This window comes from bacterium SCSIO 12827 (assembly GCA_024397995.1).
Lineage (GTDB): Bacteria > Pseudomonadota > Alphaproteobacteria > Rhodospirillales > Casp-alpha2 > UBA1479.
On record CP073746.1, the window covers coordinates 615,218 to 632,361 of the forward strand.

Here is a 17,144-nt window from a genome sequence, read left to right on the forward strand (position 1 = left end):
AAAAAAAGGGGCGCCCGCAACAGAGGGGCGCCCGTGAAAAAGGGGAGGGCCGGGAGACGGGCGGTGGTTGCCGCGGCCTCCCGGCCTCTTGCAAGGGCGCTTAGGCCCCTTTCTGCGGGCGCATGTCGCCGGGATTGATCCCCGCGACCTCGACCGGCGCCTTCATGGCGTCGCGGCGGAAGGGCTCGCCCAGTTCCTGGTTCAGGATGACCTCGATGAATGTCGTTTGCTTGTTTTCCATCTGCGCCTTGACGGCGGCGTCCAGGGCCTCGGTCAGTTCCTGCATGGTCGTGACTTGCACGCCCTTGAGGCCGCAGGCATCGGCGATCTTGGCGTACTGGACGTCGAGGTCCAGTTCCGTGCCGACGAAGTTGTCCTGATACCACAGGGTCGTGTTGCGCTTTTCGGCACCCCACTGGTAGTTGCGGAAGATGACCATGGTGATGGCCGGCCATTCGTCGCGACCGACGGCGGTCATCTCGTTGGCGGAGATGCCGAAGGCGCCGTCACCGGCGAAGCCTACGACGGGCGTGTCCGGGCAGGCGATCTTGGCGCCCATGATCGACGGGAAACCGTAACCGCAGGGGCCGAACAGGCCCGGGGCCAGGTACTTGCGGCCCTGCTCGAAGGTCGGATAGGCGTTGCCGATGGCGCAGTTGTTGCCGATGTCGGACGAGATGATGGCGTCCCGCGGCAGGGCGGCCTGAATGGCGCGCCAGGCCATGCGCGGCGACATGCGCTCCGGATGCTTGTTGCGGGCGCGCTCGTTCCAGGTCGTGCCCGGATCATCGTCTTCGTGGTCCATGGACGACAGGGTCTGCAGCCAGCGCGACTTGGTGGTCGAGATCAGGTCTTCGCGCTCCTTGCGGCCGGCGTCGCCGGCGGTCGGGGCCAGCCCGGCCAGGATCTGTTCGGCGACCTGCTTGGCATCGCCCTGGATGGCCACGTCGACCTTCTTGGTCAGGCCGATGCGTTCGGCCTTGATGTCGACCTGGATGATCTTGGCGTTCTTCGGCCAGTAATCCATGCCGTAGCCGGGCAGGGTCGAGAACGGGTTCAACCGGGTGCCCAGCGCCAGCACCACGTCGGCCTTGGAGATCAGTTCCATGCCGGCCTTGGAGCCGTTGTAGCCCAAGGGGCCGGCGAACAGCGGATGCGAGCCCGGGAAGGCGTCGTTGTGCTGATAGCCGCAGCACACCGGCGCGGACAGGCGTTCGGCCAGGGCCTTCGATGCCTCGATGCCGCCCGACAGCACCACGCCGGCACCGTTCAGGATGACCGGGAATTTGGCGGTCGACAGCATCTTGGCGGCGTCGGCGATGGCCTGCTTGCCGCCCGACGGGCGTTCGATGTTGATGACCTGCGGCAGGTCGATGTCGACGATCTGGGTCCAGAAATCACGCGGCACGTTGATCTGCGCCGGGCCGGAGCCGCGCCAGGCTTCGGTGATCACGCGGTTCAGGACCTCGGCGATGCGGGTCGGGTCGCGGACTTCTTCCTGGTAGCAGACCATGTCTTCGAACAGGGCCATCTGCGGGATTTCCTGGAACCCGCCCTGGCCGATGGTCTTGTTGGCCGCCTGCGGCGTGACCAGCAGCATCGGGGTGTGGTTCCAGTAGGCGGTCTTGACCGGCGTCACGAAGTTGGTGATGCCGGGGCCGTTCTGGGCCACGCACATGGCCATCTTGCCGGAAGAGCGCGTGAAGCCGTCGGCCATCATGCCGGCGTTGCATTCATGGGCACAGTCCCAGAAGGTGATCCCCGCCTTGGGGAACAGGTCCGAGATCGGCATCATGGCCGACCCGATGATGCCGAAGGCATGTTCGATGCCGTGCATCTGGAGGACCTTAACGAAGGCCTCTTCCGTGTTCATTTTGGTCATGCTTGGGATCCTCCCGTAAGCAGTTTGGCCGACCGCCGCTTGGGGCCGGCATGGAGTGTTGTTCCGTACGTTATAGCACCCTTGACGCGGTTGGCGCGCAGCGCCGGGCACGTCCATTGGCCCATATTCGGCGCGGCGGTCATCACCGCATTCCATGCTGTTGTAGGTAGGCCTTCGGAAGGCCAGAGGATAGGGCCAGATGGGGGATTTTTCACGCGCCAGAACGTCATTATAGACACTTAATTGTCCCGATTTTTTATTTAATGCCTTTTTTGAGGTGAATCTGGTTGGTGCTCTTGGCTCAAAAATCCCGCTTCACGATATCGGCCAAAAGGCGGATGCCCGGCTCGATCCGTTCCGCCGCGATTGACGAAAATCCCAGGCGGAAATGATTCCGGGGCGGGCTGGGTTGGGCGAAGGTGACGCGGCCCGGTTCGATGATGACACCGTCGTCGAGGGCGCGGTCGGCCAGCTTTCCGGCGTCGAAGCCGGTTGGCCCGCTGACCCAGTAGCTGGTGCCCCCGAAGGTCGGCGCCTTGGACCAGCCGGGCAGGTGGTCGGCGAGTGCCCGGCCCATGATCTTCCAGCGTTCGCGGTAAGCCTTCTGCAGCTTGTGGACCAAGCTGTCGTGATGGCCGAGGGCGAGGAACAATGCCGCCGTGCGCTGGTTGTTGTTGGGCGCGTGGCGCAGCATCAGCCGGCGCAAGGCGCGGGCTTCCTTGATCAGCGGCGCCGGGCCGACCAGATAGCCCAGGCGTAGGCCGGGGAACAGGGTCTTGGACAGCGATCCCACGTAGATCACCCGACCGGCCGTATCCATGGATTTCAGGGCCGGCGTCGGCTCGGACACGTAATTGGTTTCCCATTCGTAATCGTCTTCGATGATCACGAAGTCCTTTTCTCCGGCGCGGGTCAGCAGGCCCTGACGCCGGGCCTTGGGCATGGTGACCGTGGTCGGGGCCTGATGCGACGGCGTCACGAACACGATGTCGGCGCCGTCCAACTGTTTGTCCACGGGCAGGCCGTGGGCGTCGACCGGGACCGGCAGGATGTGGTCGGTCTTCAGCCCGAAGATGTTTCGCACGTCGGGATACCCCGGATCTTCGATGGCGACGCGGGTGTCTTCGCGGACCAAAAGGGCGGCCAGGATATAGAGCGCGTTTTGCGCGCCCAACGTCACCAGGATTTCATCGTCGCGGGCCAGAATGCCCCGGCGCGGCAGCAGGCGCGTCTGAATCTGTTCCACCAGCATGGGATCGTCGGCGGCGAGGGCGTCGCCGGTCCACACGTCCATGCCCTTGCGGCCGAGCGCCTGGCGCGAGCATTCCCGCCACTGCGCGATGGGAAACAGGGATTGGTCCACCTGGCCGTAAATGAACGGATAGGGATAGGTCAGCCAGTTGCCCGGCTTTTCGATATTGGCTTGATCGGATGGATGGACCTGGAACCGCGCGGCCCAATCGGGGCCATTGCTGGGCCGTGGGTCAGGCGTGGGCGGCAGGGCCGCGGGTTCGTCGGCGCGACCCTCCATGATGTCGTCGGTGACGTAGAAGCCGGACCGTTCGCGGGATTCCAGATAACCGTCGTCGACCAGTCCCTGATAGGCCAGGACCACCGTATTGCGCGATACGCCCAGGCTTTTCGCCAATTTACGTGACGACGGCAGAGGGTCGCCGGCCGGCAACTGGCGGCCGAGGATGGCCGAGACCAGCATCTCGCGGATCTGGCCTTGGATCGAAATGTTGGGCCGCCGGTCCAGGTGAAATATGCCGTCGCGCATGTTGCTCCGTTGGTCTGCACAAGTGCGAAAAGTGGTCCAGGGAATCGCCGAGTCTGGCTCTAACATGGTGCCAGAGGCGCAGATTACGATGGCGCCAATCAACTGACAACCCCGACGGTTCAGAGAATTCCCGAAGAATTCCGATGGGCCGCACGGCATTTCCGCCGCCAGGAACCGACCTGCGGCGCCCCCGAGGAGGATCGACCATGGAATACAATACCAATTCCCTTGAAGAGAACTGGATGCCCTTCACCGGCAATCGGGACTTCAAGAAAAGTCCGCGCATCGTCGTGCGCGGCGAAGGGGTGCATTACTACGATCACAAGGGGGGTAAGATTCTCGACGGCTCGTCGGGTCTGTTCTGCTGCCCGCTCGGCCATGGCCGCAAGGAAATCGCCCAGGCGGTTTACGAGCAGCTGTTGGAAAACGACTACACCCCGCCGTTCCAGCTTGGCCATCCGGGGGCTTTCGATCTGGCCCAGCGGGTCGCCCGCATCACGCCCGAGCCCATGAACCATATCTTCTTCGCCAACTCGGGCTCGGAAGCCATCGACACGGCGCTGAAGATCGCCATGGCCTATCACCGCGTCAAAGGCCAGGGCCACCGCACCCGTTTCGTCAGCCGCGAGCGCGCCTACCACGGCGTCAACATCGGCGGCACGTCCTTGTCGGGTATGGTCAAGAACCGCGAGACGTTTTCCGGCACCATGCCGGGCGTCGTGCACATGCGCCATACCTGGGACCCCAAGCAGGCCTTCACCCGGGGCCAGCCGGAAACCGGCGCCGACCTTGCCGACGACCTGCAGCGCATCTGCGAAAACGTCGGTGGGTCGACCATCGCCGCCTGCTTCGTTGAACCCATCGCCGGGTCCACGGGCTGCCTGGTGCCGCCCAAGGGATACCTGGAACGGCTGCGCGAAATCTGCGACGCCCACGGCATCCTGCTGGTGTTCGACGAGGTCATCACCGGTTTCGGCCGCACGGGTGCGCCCTTCGCGGCCCAGGCCTTCGGCGTCACGCCGGACCTGATGACCATGGCCAAAGCGATCACCAACGGCTGTCAGCCCATGGGCGCCATCGCCGTGAAGGACGAGATCTACGAGACCATCATCAACGCGGCGCCCGAGAACGCGATCGAGCTGTTCCACGGCTATACTTATTCGTCGCATCCGGCAGCCTGCGCCGCCGGCGTCGCCGTGCAGAAGATCTACGAAGCCGACAACACCTTCGAGAAGGCGGCCGGCATGGTCGATTATTTCCAGAACGCGCTGTATTCCCTCGAAGGGCTTGACTGTCTGGCCGACATCCGCGGCTACGGCATGATGGGCGCCATCGAACTGAAGCCCAAGGGCAATCCGGGGGCGCTCGGCACCCAATTCCAGAAAGACCTGTTCTGGCGCGGTCTGCACGTGAAATTCACGGGCGACTGCGGCGTCGTGGCGCCGGCCTTCGTCGCGAGTGAGGCGGACATCGACGCGATGATCGGCCTGCTTCGGGAAGCGCTCGAAGAAATCTGATTAGGGTCGGGTTGGTGAATTAAAGGCCGGGGCCGCTGGGCGGTCCCGGCTTTATTATTTCGCCGCCAGGTAGCGGTCGCGGTAGGCGTTGCGCAGGCCCGCGAACCACACGGGTTCGTCCGGCCACCACCACAACTTCTCCAGCGCGTCCCCAGGGTAGGCGTCCTGAAACGCCTGACGGGCCTTCTTGGTCAGCAGGCCTTCGACCCCCTGGACCACGGAGTTGTAGCCCGAGGCATTGCTCATCTGCGCGCCGGCGCGGGCGGTGTAGAGTGCGTCGACAAAGGCATGGGCGGCGTCGACGTTCTTGGCCGCCGCCGTCAGCGACAGCCCGTCCATCCAGGCAAAGGCCCCTTCCTTCGGCGCCATGTAGGCGATCGGCTGGCCGGCCTTGGTCAGTTCGATGGCCGGGCCGTCCCAGGTCTGGCCGATCACCACGCCGTTGCGGGTGAAGTTGGTCTTCTGGCTTTCGTGATCATGCCACAGGGCGCGTAGCCAGGGCTTGTGCGCGATGGCGAATTTAAGGATGTCGCCCCAGATGCTGCGCATGGTGCCTTCGTCCTTGTAGGCGTCCTGCAGCGGGGGCAGTTTCCCCTGTTCGGCCAGCATGCGCCCGATCCCGGACATCAGCGAATGGGCTCGACCTTGGATCAGCCCCTTCATTTCCGGCAGCCACAGGTCGGCCAGGGACAGGTTGCCGTAGACGCCCATGAAGCGGTCCGTGCGCCAAGCGATGCCTTCCGTCCCCCAGATATGGGGCAGATGATGCTGGCCCTTGTTCCAGGACCAGCTTTCGGAAATTTTCAGGAACGCAGGCTGCACGTTGGCCAGGTTCGGGATCTTCTTCATGTCCCAGGCCTGGGTCATGTTGAGGGCCAGCCACTGGCTCTTGCGATGGGCGGAGGGGGAAATCACGTCCCAGGCGCGGCCATGGGTCGCGGTGACCTGGGTCAGCATTTCCTCGTTGGAGCCGACGGTGGTGATGTTGGCGGTGATGCCCGTTTTCTTCTTGAAGGTCTTGGCGAAGCGGGCGGGGACGTAGCCGGTCCAGGTCAGAACGTTGACCGTTTCGCCCTTGGCGTTGGCGGGCCGGATCAGCATCGGCGCCAACGCCATGCCAATGCCCCCGGCGGCAAGCGCCGCGCCATTGCCCAGCAACGTACGTCGCGTGAAGGCGCGCGCCAGGCGCGCGGTCTCTCCGGCAAAGGTGCCAGCGGAATCGGATGTTTTTTGTTGGGGCTTACGGCCCATGGACGGCGATCTCAATACTGATGGATCAATGTTCCATTATCCCCGCCTATGAAGTCATTGCCAGCACCAGTTTTTATTATTCACGGTGCCAGTCGTCAGGGGCCTGCAAGGCAGGGCGGGTAGTATGAGATCATCATATGGGCATATGCGTGCGTTTGAGGCCGAAATACCGTGGATGATTCTTTGGCAGACGGGGAAAGTGTTTTCGCCGTGGTCGAGCCGCAAGACGTGCGGTCGGCCAAATCGGTGGCGTTCCTTAATCATTGCCGTGCCCTGCAGGCCGGCCGGGCGTTGCCCCGTTGGTCGGATTTCAAGCTCCACGTATTGCCGACCGACGTCATTCCCTACATGGCCGTGGTCGATATCAACGGGGCGGATGGGTCGTTCACCTATCGGTTCTGGGGAACCGGCCATACGGCCTTAAAGGGCGTCGATATGACCGGTCGGAAGGTTTCCGAAATTGCGGCCTCGGCCATGGCCCGCATTGGCCAGCGTCAATACGAGATGGTGGTGGCGGCGCGCCGGCCGCTGGTCTTCGTTCATACGCTCACGCCCTATAACCCCTGGAAGACGGACATCCAGGTTGCGGTGCGCGTCCCCATGTCCGAAGACGGCAGGGCCATCGACAGGGTCGTGTCTTATTCGAACTACGTGGAAGACCGGAAAACCTGGGCCGATATCTATCGCCGGGCGCTAAACGCCGGCGGCGACGCAAGGATATCCGCCAACGGCTGACGGGCGCCGACCCCGGGCGTCCGGATCAAAGAATGGACTGGCCGGTCTTTTCCCAGTCCTTGAGGAAGGCTTCCAAGCCCTTATCCGTCAGCGGATGCTTGAACAACTGCCAGATCACCCCCGGCGGCAGGGTGCAGACGTCGGCGCCGATGCGCGCGGCGTCGACCACGTGCTGCGGCGAACGTACGGAGGCGACCAGGATTTCCGTCTGGAAGTCGTAGTTGGAATAAATTTCGGCGATCTCGCCGATCAGGCTCATGCCGTCCTGGCCGATGTCGTCAAGCCGGCCGACGAAGGGCGAAATGAAGGCCGCCCCCGCCTTGGCCGCTAACAGTGCCTGCGCCGGGGAAAAGCACAGGGTCACGTTGACCGGCGTGCCGGCCTCGCTCAAGGTTTTGCAGGCGACCAGCCCGGCTTCGGTCAAGGGCACCTTGACCGCCACGTTCTTCGCGACCTTGGCCAGCTTGCGGCCTTCTTCGATCATGCCGGCGGCATCCGTCGCCGTGACCTCGGCCGATACGGGGCCGTCGACCAAGGCGCAGATTTCCTTGATCACGTCGATGAAGTCGCGCCCCGATTTGGCGATCAGGGACGGGTTGGTGGTCACGCCGTCCACCAGGCCGGTGTCGTTCAGGCGCTTGATTTCGGCGACGTCCGCCGTATCGACGAAGAATTTCATAAGGCCGGCTCCCAACCGATGGTGTCGTTATCGGGCCCACTTAACCCGCTGGCCCGAGGGAAATCAACCGCCTGCCGCTTGCCCATGGAAATTCACCGCCTCATAGTTCGCAGCAGGAAATGGAGGCGCACATGCGGGCATTGCTGCAACGGGTGACGGCGGCCGGGGTTTCCCTGGTCGATGATGCGGGGGCGGAAACGCCGCTGGCCACGATCGGTCCTGGTCTGGTGGTCCTGGTCTGCGCCGAACCGAAGGATACGGATGAGACGGCGCAGTTTTTCGCGCGCAAGATCGCCAACATGCGGATGTTCGAGGATGCCGAGGGCAAGACCAACCTGTCCATCCAGGACGTGGGCGGTCAGGCCCTGGTGGTCAGCCAGTTCACCCTGGCCGCCGATTGGAAGCGGGGCAATCGTCCCGGATTTTCTGGCGCCGCCGACCCGGAGACGGCGGAACGCCTCTACCTTGCCTTCGTGGAGAATCTCAAGGCCGAGGGCGTGGAAGTGGTGACGGGGCAGTTCCGGTCGCACATGCGGGTGACCCTGACCAACGACGGGCCGTTCACGATCTGGATGGATTCCGACTAGGCACAAAGAAAACGCCGCGCCCTTTTGCAGGGACGCGGCGTTTCCGTGGTGCCGCCGCTGGGGCGGGCGGCGGCGGGGGAGGGTTACTTGCGCTCGCCGTGATGTCCGCGTTCGTCGCGGTCGTGGTCACGGTCATGACCCTTATGCTTGTGCTTGCGCTTCAGTTCGCTGCGTTCGATCTCGCCGTCGTCGTTACGGTCGAGGTGCGCCATCATGCGGTCGACCCGGCGGGCGATCTCGGCTTCCGAAACCTTGGCGTCGCCGTCACGATCAAGATTCTGGAACATGCGGACCATGCGCTGGCGCATGATCTCGTTGAACAGGCCCTGGAATTCGTCCAGCGACAACTGGCCATCCTTGTTGGCGTCGTACTTGGTGATGGACGCCTTGCGGGCGGCCGTGATCTCGTCCTTGGTGATCTTGCCGTCGTTGTTGGCGTCATAGCGTTCGAACAGCCATTCCGCCCGGTCGCCGGGCTTGCCGTGGGGGCCACGGGCTTCGGCCTGGACCGCGACGGCGGTCCCGCCAATGGCCGTGGCGACGGCCAGGGCGCCGAGGATGATCTTGGTGCGGGTCTTCATACGGTGGGTGCGTGCCATCGGTTGTCTCCTTGTTTCGTGGCTTTCGATGCCCCCCAAGAGACCCCGCAAACGTCGCTCAAATATGGCGGAAAACGCGGCTATTGTCGCAAAACGTGGCGCCCCGCCGACATGACACAGTTGGTTACAAATTTTTGCCCGCCGCCCCGCGGGCCTTTGGCATAGTGGCGTCCAGGAAAGAATGAAACCATGGCTGACAGCGAACACATCCTGGTCGTCGACGACCACCCGGACATCCGGGACGCCCTGGCGCGCTATCTGAAAGAGCACGGCTATCGGGTGACCACGGCCGACCGTGCCCAATCGGCGCGTCAGGTGCTGGACACCAGCGCCATCGACCTGGTGGTTCTGGACATCATGATGCCGGGCGAGGACGGCCTGTCGCTGTGCCGTCACCTGCGCGCCACCACATCTCTGCCGGTGATCCTGTTGACCGCCATGGCCGACGATACGGACCGCATCATCGGCCTGGAAATGGGGGCCGACGATTACGTGACCAAGCCGTTCAATCCGCGTGAACTGCTGGCCCGCATCAAGGCCGTGTTGCGCCGCGCCACCGCCATGCCGCCGGTCGAGGCCGAGCCCCCCGGCACCTGCTATCGCTTCGGTCCCTGGACCTTCGATCCGGGCGCCCAGGTGCTGAGCGGCCCGGGCGGCGAGCCCATCACCCTGTCGACGGGGGAAAGTCTTTTGTTGGGCGTGTTCGTGCGCCACCCGGGCCGGGTTCTGAACCGCGACCAGCTGTTGGACCTGACCCGCGGGCGCACGGCGCAGTTGTTCGACCGTGCCATCGACAATCAGGTCAGCCGCCTGCGCAAGAAGGTTGAACGCGACGCGCGCAATCCCGAATACATCAAGACCCATTGGGGCGGCGGTTACAGCTTTGCCGCCCCTGTGGAGGTCATCCGGCCATGACGGCGCCGTCGTTCAGATTGCCCTGGCCGCGGTCCCTGGCGGCGCAGTTGATTGCGTCGTTGCTGGTCGCGATCACCGTCGCCCAGGTCGTCAGTTTCGTCGTGTTCACGTCGGAACGTCGCGAGGACATTGCCAACGCGCGGCGCGAACAGGTGATGCAGCGCGCGGCTTCGCTGGTAAAGATGCTTGACCGCCTGGGGACGCAACGCGACGCGGCCCTGACCGAGACGATCCTGACGGCGGCGACCTCGACCCGTGTGCGGTTCTGGATCGCGCCGACCAATGCGGTGCCGGCGGATCGGGCGGAGGTGGTCGACAATGATTATGTCCGCTCCCTGTCAGATCGCCTGGGCGACGATGACCGGCGGCGGATTCTCATTATGGTGGCCGATCATGACGACCACCGGCTGCTGTCCATGCCCCCGTTCATTCACCGACTGCACCGTAAGTGGCATGGAGAGGACGCCAAAGCCGCCGGGTCGCCTGCGGTGGATGCGGGCGCCCCGCCCCATCGCCCCGTGGGCCTGGCGCTGTCCGTGTCGTTGGGCGGCGGTGAATGGCTGAACGGGGAATGGGCAGCCCCGCCGCCGCGCGTGTGGGGCATCCGCGCCTTGATCGCCATGGCGCTGATGGTGCTGGCGGTATCCGCCGTCAGTTTCCTGATCGTGCGACGCCTGACCCGTCCGCTGCGCGAACTGACCGCTGCCGCCGATGCGCTTGGCCGCGGCGACGTGCCGCCGCCGCTGACACCCCGGGGGCCCGGCGAAATCCGCCGTACGACCGCCGCCTTCAACACTATGCAGGAACGCCTGCACCGCTTCGTCGCCGATCGCACGCGCATGCTGGCCGCCATCAGCCACGATCTGCGCACCCCGCTGACGTCGCTGCGCCTGCGCGCCGAATTCATCACCGATGACGCGGAAAACAAGCAGAAGATCCTGAACATCCTGGACGAGATGGAACGCATCACCGAAGCCACGCTTGCCTTCGCCCGCGACGAACAGGCGGGTGGTCAGTCGGAAGCCACGGACATCGCGGCACTTTGCGCCGACGTCGCCCAGGAACTGGGCGACATGGGCCTGGACGTCACGTTCACACCGGCGGGGCCGGCCGTCATGATCTGTCAGCCGACGGCGATCAAGCGGGCCATTCGCAATTTGGCCCAGAACGCCGTTCATTACGGCGGCCGTGCGCGCCTGGCGGCACGTCTTGAAAACAATGAAATCCTGATCACGGTCGAGGACGACGGCCCCGGTATTCCCGAAGCCGACCACGACAGCGTGTTCGAACCCTTTACCCGGCTGGAAACCTCGCGCAGCCATGAAACGGGCGGGGTTGGGCTGGGTTTGGCGATCACCCGCAACATCGTGCGGGCCCATGGCGGCGACATTCGCCTGGAAAATCTGACGCCCCGGGGACTGCGGGTGACCGTGTCCCTGCCGCTGCCAAATGACGGCGATTAAAGGCCCAGGACAACAGGCTGGGCGACTATAACTAAAGCCTTGTTGGCAAAGGGTTTTATTTTAAGGCTATACTGCCGCTCGGCGCTGCCGGACGGGGACCGGCAGCTGCCCGCAGAGGAGGCAGATCGTGGAAACCCTGAATGCGGGCGCAAACGGCGAACCGGGCGGCGAGATCGGCACCATTCACGATCTGATGGAGACGCTGGACCATTGGTCAGCGGCCGAGTCCGACCTCAATCACCTACTGCTGGTGTCCTTCACCACGCTCGGCATGCCCGATCAGCAGGCCGGGGTGCAGCAGGCGCTCGAGGGAGCCTTCCTTACCTTCGTCCATTCCCGTGGCGGGCAAGTGTACAAGCTGTCAGATCTGGACACCGCGATCCTGATCAAGCTTGCTGAATTCAACCGCATGGAAGCGATGATGGACCTCAAGGTCGACATCATGCGAGTCATCCAGCAGCACCTGCCGGAACATTTCTCCAAGATCGATCAGGCCCGTCTGATCCGGCCCATCGACCTTGGCGCGCGCCTGGACGCGGCCAAGCGGTTTCTGGATGCCTATGGCGACCGCCGCCGCGAGACGGCCGGCGACGAAAGCGGCGAACGGCCGCTCAACATGCAGGACATCCAGAAACTGCGCGACGCGCTGCGCAAACTGGGCCCGCGGGAATTCGGCAAGCGCTATATCCGCTCGCAGACAGCGGCCCGGATCGTACCGGGCAAAACAGCCCAGCCGGTGATGACCGAATATTATGTTGGGGTTGATCTGCTGAAGCAGTCGATCCTGCGCGGGGTCGATATCCGCGGCACCGGCAACGTATTCAACCAGCTGACCCTGACTTTCGATCAGGCGCTGCTGTACTGCATCGGCGCCGTGACCAACGACAGAAGCAAGACGTCGCTGAACATGAACGTGGAAACCGTGTTCACCAATGCCTTCGACCATTTCCTGAACGAAGGCGGCGATGCGGGGCTGGCCGGTGTGATCATCGAATTCCGCCAGGACAACATGTTCCAGCATTTCAGCCAATTCCAGACTGCGTGTGACTTGATTCATAAGCGCGGCGGCACCGTCGCCATCGACAATGTGCAGCCGGAAACCTTAGGCGTGGTCAATCTGCACCGCCTGAAGGTCAAGATGGCTAAGGTCATGTGGCGGGGCGACGCCGAGGACTCCTACCTCCAGGCCAAGGACGATATCCGAACCATGCAGGAAGGCGGTACGGTCATGGTGCTGGCGCATGTCGATGACGAACAGGCCATCACCATCGGCCAGAGCCTTGGCATCAATATGTTTCAGGGCTATCACGTGGACAAACTTCTGGCCGGGGGAACGGCCGCAAAGGGCCGCGGCTAACGCGGTCCCGCCGGATAGAGAAACGGATACGCACAATGGCATTTGGGCCTTCATCCATGGCGGGGGACGCCGCCGATCTGCTCAAGAAACTTCGCGCCATGGGCGGCAAAAAGGGGGATGTGAACACCCTTTTGCTGGTCGATCTTTCCGACCTGGGGCTGCCTGAAGACGGCGATTACCTGATGGATGAGATCGCCGAAATCCATGCCCGCGTCGCCCGCGTGCGCGGCGGTGGGGCCTACCAGTTGTCGCCGACCAACATCGCCGTGGTCGCGAATCTGACGGAAATGCACAGGATGGAGGTTCCGCAGGAACTGAAGATGCATCTGTTCAAAATCCTGCAGGAAGAAGCCCCGGAAAACTTTGCTGCCGTTGATCAGACGAAAATCATCCGCACCATCGACATGACGACCCAGATGGCCGGCGCCATCCGCTTTTTGGAAGCATTCGAGGAACGGGCCAAGGAACAGGGGGTGATTGCCGGGGCGGACGGAATGCGGGCGTTGACAGCGACAGACAGCCAGGCGGTGCGCGCCATCCACGCCAAGGTCGGCGACAAGGTGTTCGCCGATACCTATGTCCAGGGACAATCGATCACCCTGATCGCCGAGGGCAAGCGGCCGACGGTGATCGCCCGGGAATACTACATGCGCATGGACCTTTTAGGGTCGGACGCGCTCAAGAACGTGAGCATCCATGAATCGGATCCCTTGTTTCCGCAGTTGACCCTGACCCTCGACCAGCTGATGCTGGGCATGCACCGCCATTACAACCCGGGAGGCGGGAAATGCGCCCTCAACCTGACCTTGGAATCGGTAGGTGGGGCGACCTATCAGAAATTCCTGGCGGCCAACGGTGCGGCCAAGCTGTCCAACGTCATTGTCGAACTGCGTCTGGCCGACATTATGCGCGACCTGCGCAAGTACGAAGCCGCGCAGACCGCTGTGCGTGGCCAGGGCGGGACCATTGCCGTCGACATCATCGACCCGGCCTCGCTCGCAGTGCTGAACCTGGCCGGGTTCAATGCCAATATCGCGAAAATATCCTGGCGGGAAAGCGGCATGGAGACATTGGCGCGCAACCGCTCGGTCATCAAGCAGGCCCAGGACGCGGGGTGTATCGTCGTACTGTGCCGGGTTGATTCCGAACTGGGGCTGCGGGTCGGCCGAGAGGTCGGAATCACCGCCTTTCAGGGGCTGCATATCGAGGAAATGCTGATATAAGGCGGCGGAGCAGTTAAGACAGTCTTAGTTTACTCCCTGATATGGGATCGTTAATTCAGGCATTATTCTTGCTTGGAATACACCGTATGAACCAGAATTTAAGACCATTGACGGAAATGGACCGGAAATTTCATGGCTGACTCAAGCCCAGGCGGCGGTGAGCATCTTAAGCTGCTGACACGACTGAAGAATTGGAAAGGCGGGGCGGAAGAGCCCAATCATCTGATTCTCGTCAGTTTTTCCACCCTCGGCATGACCGAGGAAGAGGATAAGCAGCTCCGCAAGAAGACCGATGAATCCTACGAGCGCTCGCGCGAACGGCGCGGCGCCGAGGTGTACCGGCTGACCAGCACCGATACAGCGCTGCTGATGAAGCTCAACGACTATAACCAGATGGAATGGACGTCGGAGCTGAAGGTCGACCTGATCCGTGTCATTCAGCAGAATTTCCCGGAATATTTCAGTCAGATCGACCAATCGCGGATGCTCCGCATCATCAACCTGCAGGGCCGCATCGGCAACGCCATCAAGTTCCTGGAAACCTTCGATGACCGCGCCAAGGAAGCCGGCGTCGGCACGGGCGAGACCCGACCGTTGCGCGAAAGCGACATCCAGGTGGTGCGTGACGGCATGCGCAAGATGGGTAAGAAGGCGTTCACGGACAATTTCATCCGATCCCAGGCGACGGTCCTCATCACCCCGGGCAAGCCGCCCATGCCGGTGATGAAGGAATACTTCATTTCGGTCGAGATGATCCGCCAGCACATTCTGACCAACGTGGATTTCCGCGGCGCCGGCTTGGTGTTCCAGCATCTGACCCGCTCCCTCGATCAGATGCTCATCGAATGTTTCGATGAAGTGAATCCGGACCGCGCCAAGGCGTCCCTCAATCTGAACGTGGAAACCGTGTTCACCCATTCGTTCCAGAACCTCCTGGAAAAGGGCGGCAAGGCATTGTCGAGCTTGGTCCTGGAGTTTCGCGCCGAAAACATCCTGCAGAACTGGGATCAGTTCCAGACCGCGTCGGAACTGATCACCTCCCACGGCGGCACCATCGCCATTGACGCCATCATTCCGGAAAGCCTGGGCGTGATGGACCTGCCGCGTCTGGGCGCCAAGCTGGCCAAGGTGTTTTGGCGGCCGGGCACGGAAAATTCCCTGCCCAAGTTCAAGGAAACGATCCAGGGCTTGCAGCAGCGCGGCACAGTCCTGGTCATGGCGCGGGTCGACGACGAACTGGCGATCAAGACCGCTCATGCCTGCGGTATCACCATGTTCCAGGGCTTCCTGATCGACGACATGGTGCGCTAGGCGTTTCCTTGTTAGGATAAGCCATGCGCTTTCCAGAACGCTTTCTGCCGGTACGCTTCCTGATTATCGCCTGCGTCCTGATGGCCGCCGCCGTCACGGCCGCGCGGGCCGAGGACGACGTTTCCAACACCGACCTGATCAAAGCGTTCGCCGGGGTCGCCCTTGGCTCCGAACACGAAAAGCGCATTCCCCGCATCATCAAATGGGTCGCCCCGGTCAACGTCGCCATCATCGGCAAGGGCTATCCGCCGTTGTTCGAGGAATTGGTTGTCCGTCAGCTGGATGATCTCGCCAAGGAAACCGGTCATCCGGTGAAGCTGGTGTATTCCGAGGTCATGCGCCAGGAAAAGCGCCTGGCGCCCAACGTGTCCAAGATTCCCATCAACGTGCTGGTGTTCTTCGGGCCCAAGGCGTCGCTCCCGGCGGTCATCGAAAAGCGCACCAAGGGCGCCTACAAAGCCGTCGATGCGGAAAGGATGCTGCGTCTCGGCTTCTGTCACGGGCGCCTGCGTATCAATAAGGCGGGGGCTTTGACCTTCGGCTATGCGGCGGTGCCGGCGGAAATCGTGACCCAGGTCCAGTACGGCAATGTTCAGGTCGATCCCAAAATCTTCCTGCGTGCCTGCGTGACCGAGGAAATCACACAGCTCATGGGGCTGGTCAACGACGTTGACGGGCTGACGTTTTCGATCTTCTCGGACACCAGCCGCCATGTCGACCTGACCCATGCCGACCGCTGGATGCTGCGCATGCTCTACGATCCGCGCATGAAACCGGGCATGAAGGCGGATCAGGCGCTGCCCATCGCGGCCCAGTATCTGGCCCTTAAACGGCCCGGTAAATAGCGGCTTCCAACGCTTTCTAAAACGTCCAGAACAGATCGCGCAGGTCGAACATGGCCTCCGCGGCCAGTGCCGTGAGCGTCAGCGGCAGGGCTACGGCCAAGGCGGCAAGGGGGGCTTTCAAGGTCTCCATGACAGGTCTCCTTTCTCCGTCCAAGCAAGGAGAAGAAGACCAAGGAACCCGGGCCGGGGAAGGGCGGGAAAAGGGCAATATCGGGGCGGCGAAGATCAAAAAAAGCGGGGGAACCAGCGTATCCCCCGCTTTTTTCAAATTTTCTAATGCGTTGCGCCCCAAAGGGCGGTTTTCTTAGACGACCTTGATGGTCAGTTCGTCCACGCCGTCGACCCCGCCCTTCAGCACGTCGCCGCGCTGCACGGCGCCGACACCAGCGGGCGTGCCGGTGAAGATCAAGTCGCCGGGGGCCAGGGTGAACAGGCCCGACAGATATTCGATCATTTCCGGAATTTTCCAGATCATCTGATTCAGGTCGCCGTCCTGGCGAACCTCGCCGTTGCGTTCCAGCCAGATGCGGCCAGAGGTCGGGTGACCGGTTTTTTCGGCCGGGTGGATCGCCGTGCAGGGGGCGGCCAGATCGAACGCCTTGCCCACGTCCCAGGGGCGGCCCATTTTCTTGGCTTCGCCTTGCAGGTCGCGGCGCGTCATATCCAGGCCCACGGCATAGCCGAAAACGTGGTCGAGCGCCTGTGCCGCCGGAATGTTGGTGCCGCCGGATTTCAGGCCGAGAACCATCTCCAACTCCCAATGAACGTCGTTCGAGGCGACCGGATAGGGCCACTCACCACCGCCGACCATCAGGTTGTCAGGGCATTTCATGAAAAAGAACGGCGGCTCGCGATCCGGGTCATGGCCCATTTCGATGGCGTGCTCGGCGAAGTTGCGGCCCACGCAATAGACGCGGCGCACGGGGAACTGGTCGTCCGTGCCGGCAACGGGCAGGAATGACTGGGGCGGCTGGGGAATGACGTAGGCCATCGGGAATCC

At 62.8% G+C, this 17,144-nt stretch carries 15 protein-coding genes; 9 read left to right on the top strand and 6 right to left on the bottom strand.

The genetic code is table 11. The features are described from left to right. Positions 1–100: 100 nt before the first annotated feature. Positions 101–1,882, bottom strand: coding sequence for a sulfoacetaldehyde acetyltransferase (gene xsc / locus KFF05_02890; protein UTW52340.1), 1,782 nt, complete (start codon positions 1,880–1,882; stop codon positions 101–103). Between the two features lie 301 nt (positions 1,883–2,183). Next, positions 2,184–3,662, bottom strand: coding sequence for a PLP-dependent aminotransferase family protein (locus tag KFF05_02895; GenBank protein ID UTW52341.1), 1,479 nt, complete (start codon positions 3,660–3,662; stop codon positions 2,184–2,186). Between the two features lie 206 nt (positions 3,663–3,868). On the opposite strand from KFF05_02895, the gene KFF05_02900 reads away from it, so the two are divergent. Then, entirely contained in the window at positions 3,869–5,179 is a 1,311-nt protein-coding gene (locus tag KFF05_02900) for an aspartate aminotransferase family protein (protein ID UTW52342.1), read from the top strand. A gap of 54 nt (positions 5,180–5,233) precedes the next feature. On the opposite strand, the gene KFF05_02905 is transcribed toward KFF05_02900, so the two are convergent. After that, the gene (locus KFF05_02905) at positions 5,234–6,430 is read right to left on the bottom strand and encodes an extracellular solute-binding protein (GenBank protein ID UTW52343.1); all 1,197 of its coding nucleotides are present in this window, start codon (positions 6,428–6,430) and stop codon (positions 5,234–5,236) included. Between the two features lie 210 nt (positions 6,431–6,640). Here KFF05_02905 and KFF05_02910 point away from each other — a divergent pair, with 210 nt between their 5' ends. Then, positions 6,641–7,165 (top strand): hypothetical protein, encoded by a 525-nt coding sequence (locus KFF05_02910; GenBank protein ID UTW52344.1) that lies wholly within the window; start codon positions 6,641–6,643, stop codon positions 7,163–7,165. Positions 7,166–7,190: 25 nt separating this feature from the next. On the opposite strand, the gene fsa is transcribed toward KFF05_02910, so the two are convergent. Beyond that, positions 7,191–7,844, bottom strand: a complete 654-nt coding sequence (gene fsa, locus KFF05_02915) for a fructose-6-phosphate aldolase (protein ID UTW52345.1) — start codon at positions 7,842–7,844, stop codon at positions 7,191–7,193. A 131-nt stretch (positions 7,845–7,975) separates the two neighbouring features. On the opposite strand from fsa, the gene dtd reads away from it, so the two are divergent. After that, positions 7,976–8,431, top strand: a complete 456-nt coding sequence (gene dtd, locus KFF05_02920) for a D-tyrosyl-tRNA(Tyr) deacylase (protein UTW52346.1) — start codon at positions 7,976–7,978, stop codon at positions 8,429–8,431. 83 nt (positions 8,432–8,514) lie between these two features. Here dtd and KFF05_02925 read toward each other — a convergent pair whose 3' ends face one another. After that, the gene (locus KFF05_02925; protein ID UTW52347.1) at positions 8,515–9,030 is read right to left on the bottom strand and encodes a hypothetical protein; all 516 of its coding nucleotides are present in this window, start codon (positions 9,028–9,030) and stop codon (positions 8,515–8,517) included. A gap of 189 nt (positions 9,031–9,219) precedes the next feature. On the opposite strand from KFF05_02925, the gene KFF05_02930 reads away from it, so the two are divergent. The 6 genes from KFF05_02930 to KFF05_02955 all read left to right on the top strand — a co-directional run bounded on the left by KFF05_02930 (position 9,220) and on the right by KFF05_02955 (position 16,144). Continuing rightward, complete coding sequence (locus KFF05_02930) at positions 9,220–9,945, top strand: response regulator (GenBank protein ID UTW52348.1); 726 nt, start codon at positions 9,220–9,222, stop codon at positions 9,943–9,945. Next, a complete protein-coding gene (locus KFF05_02935) occupies positions 9,942–11,408 on the top strand; it encodes a HAMP domain-containing protein (protein UTW52349.1) in 1,467 nt (488 codons plus the stop codon). Before KFF05_02930 ends, KFF05_02935 begins: the two co-directional genes overlap by 4 nt. A 127-nt stretch (positions 11,409–11,535) precedes the next feature. Continuing rightward, complete coding sequence (locus KFF05_02940) at positions 11,536–12,765, top strand: EAL domain-containing protein (protein UTW52350.1); 1,230 nt, start codon at positions 11,536–11,538, stop codon at positions 12,763–12,765. 35 nt (positions 12,766–12,800) lie between these two features. Then, the gene (locus KFF05_02945) at positions 12,801–13,988 is read left to right on the top strand and encodes an EAL domain-containing protein (protein UTW52351.1); all 1,188 of its coding nucleotides are present in this window, start codon (positions 12,801–12,803) and stop codon (positions 13,986–13,988) included. Positions 13,989–14,120: 132 nt separating this feature from the next. Continuing rightward, the gene (locus tag KFF05_02950) at positions 14,121–15,299 is read left to right on the top strand and encodes a hypothetical protein (protein UTW52352.1); all 1,179 of its coding nucleotides are present in this window, start codon (positions 14,121–14,123) and stop codon (positions 15,297–15,299) included. Positions 15,300–15,322: 23 nt separating this feature from the next. Further along, on the top strand, positions 15,323–16,144 hold the full coding sequence (locus tag KFF05_02955) for a DUF2927 domain-containing protein (GenBank protein ID UTW52353.1): 822 nt from the start codon (positions 15,323–15,325) through the stop codon (positions 16,142–16,144). Positions 16,145–16,448: 304 nt separating this feature from the next. Here the strand turns inward: KFF05_02955 and KFF05_02960 are convergent, their stop codons facing one another. Beyond that, positions 16,449–17,135, bottom strand: a complete 687-nt coding sequence (locus KFF05_02960; protein UTW52354.1) for a fumarylacetoacetate hydrolase family protein — start codon at positions 17,133–17,135, stop codon at positions 16,449–16,451. Positions 17,136–17,144: the final 9 nt, after the last annotated feature.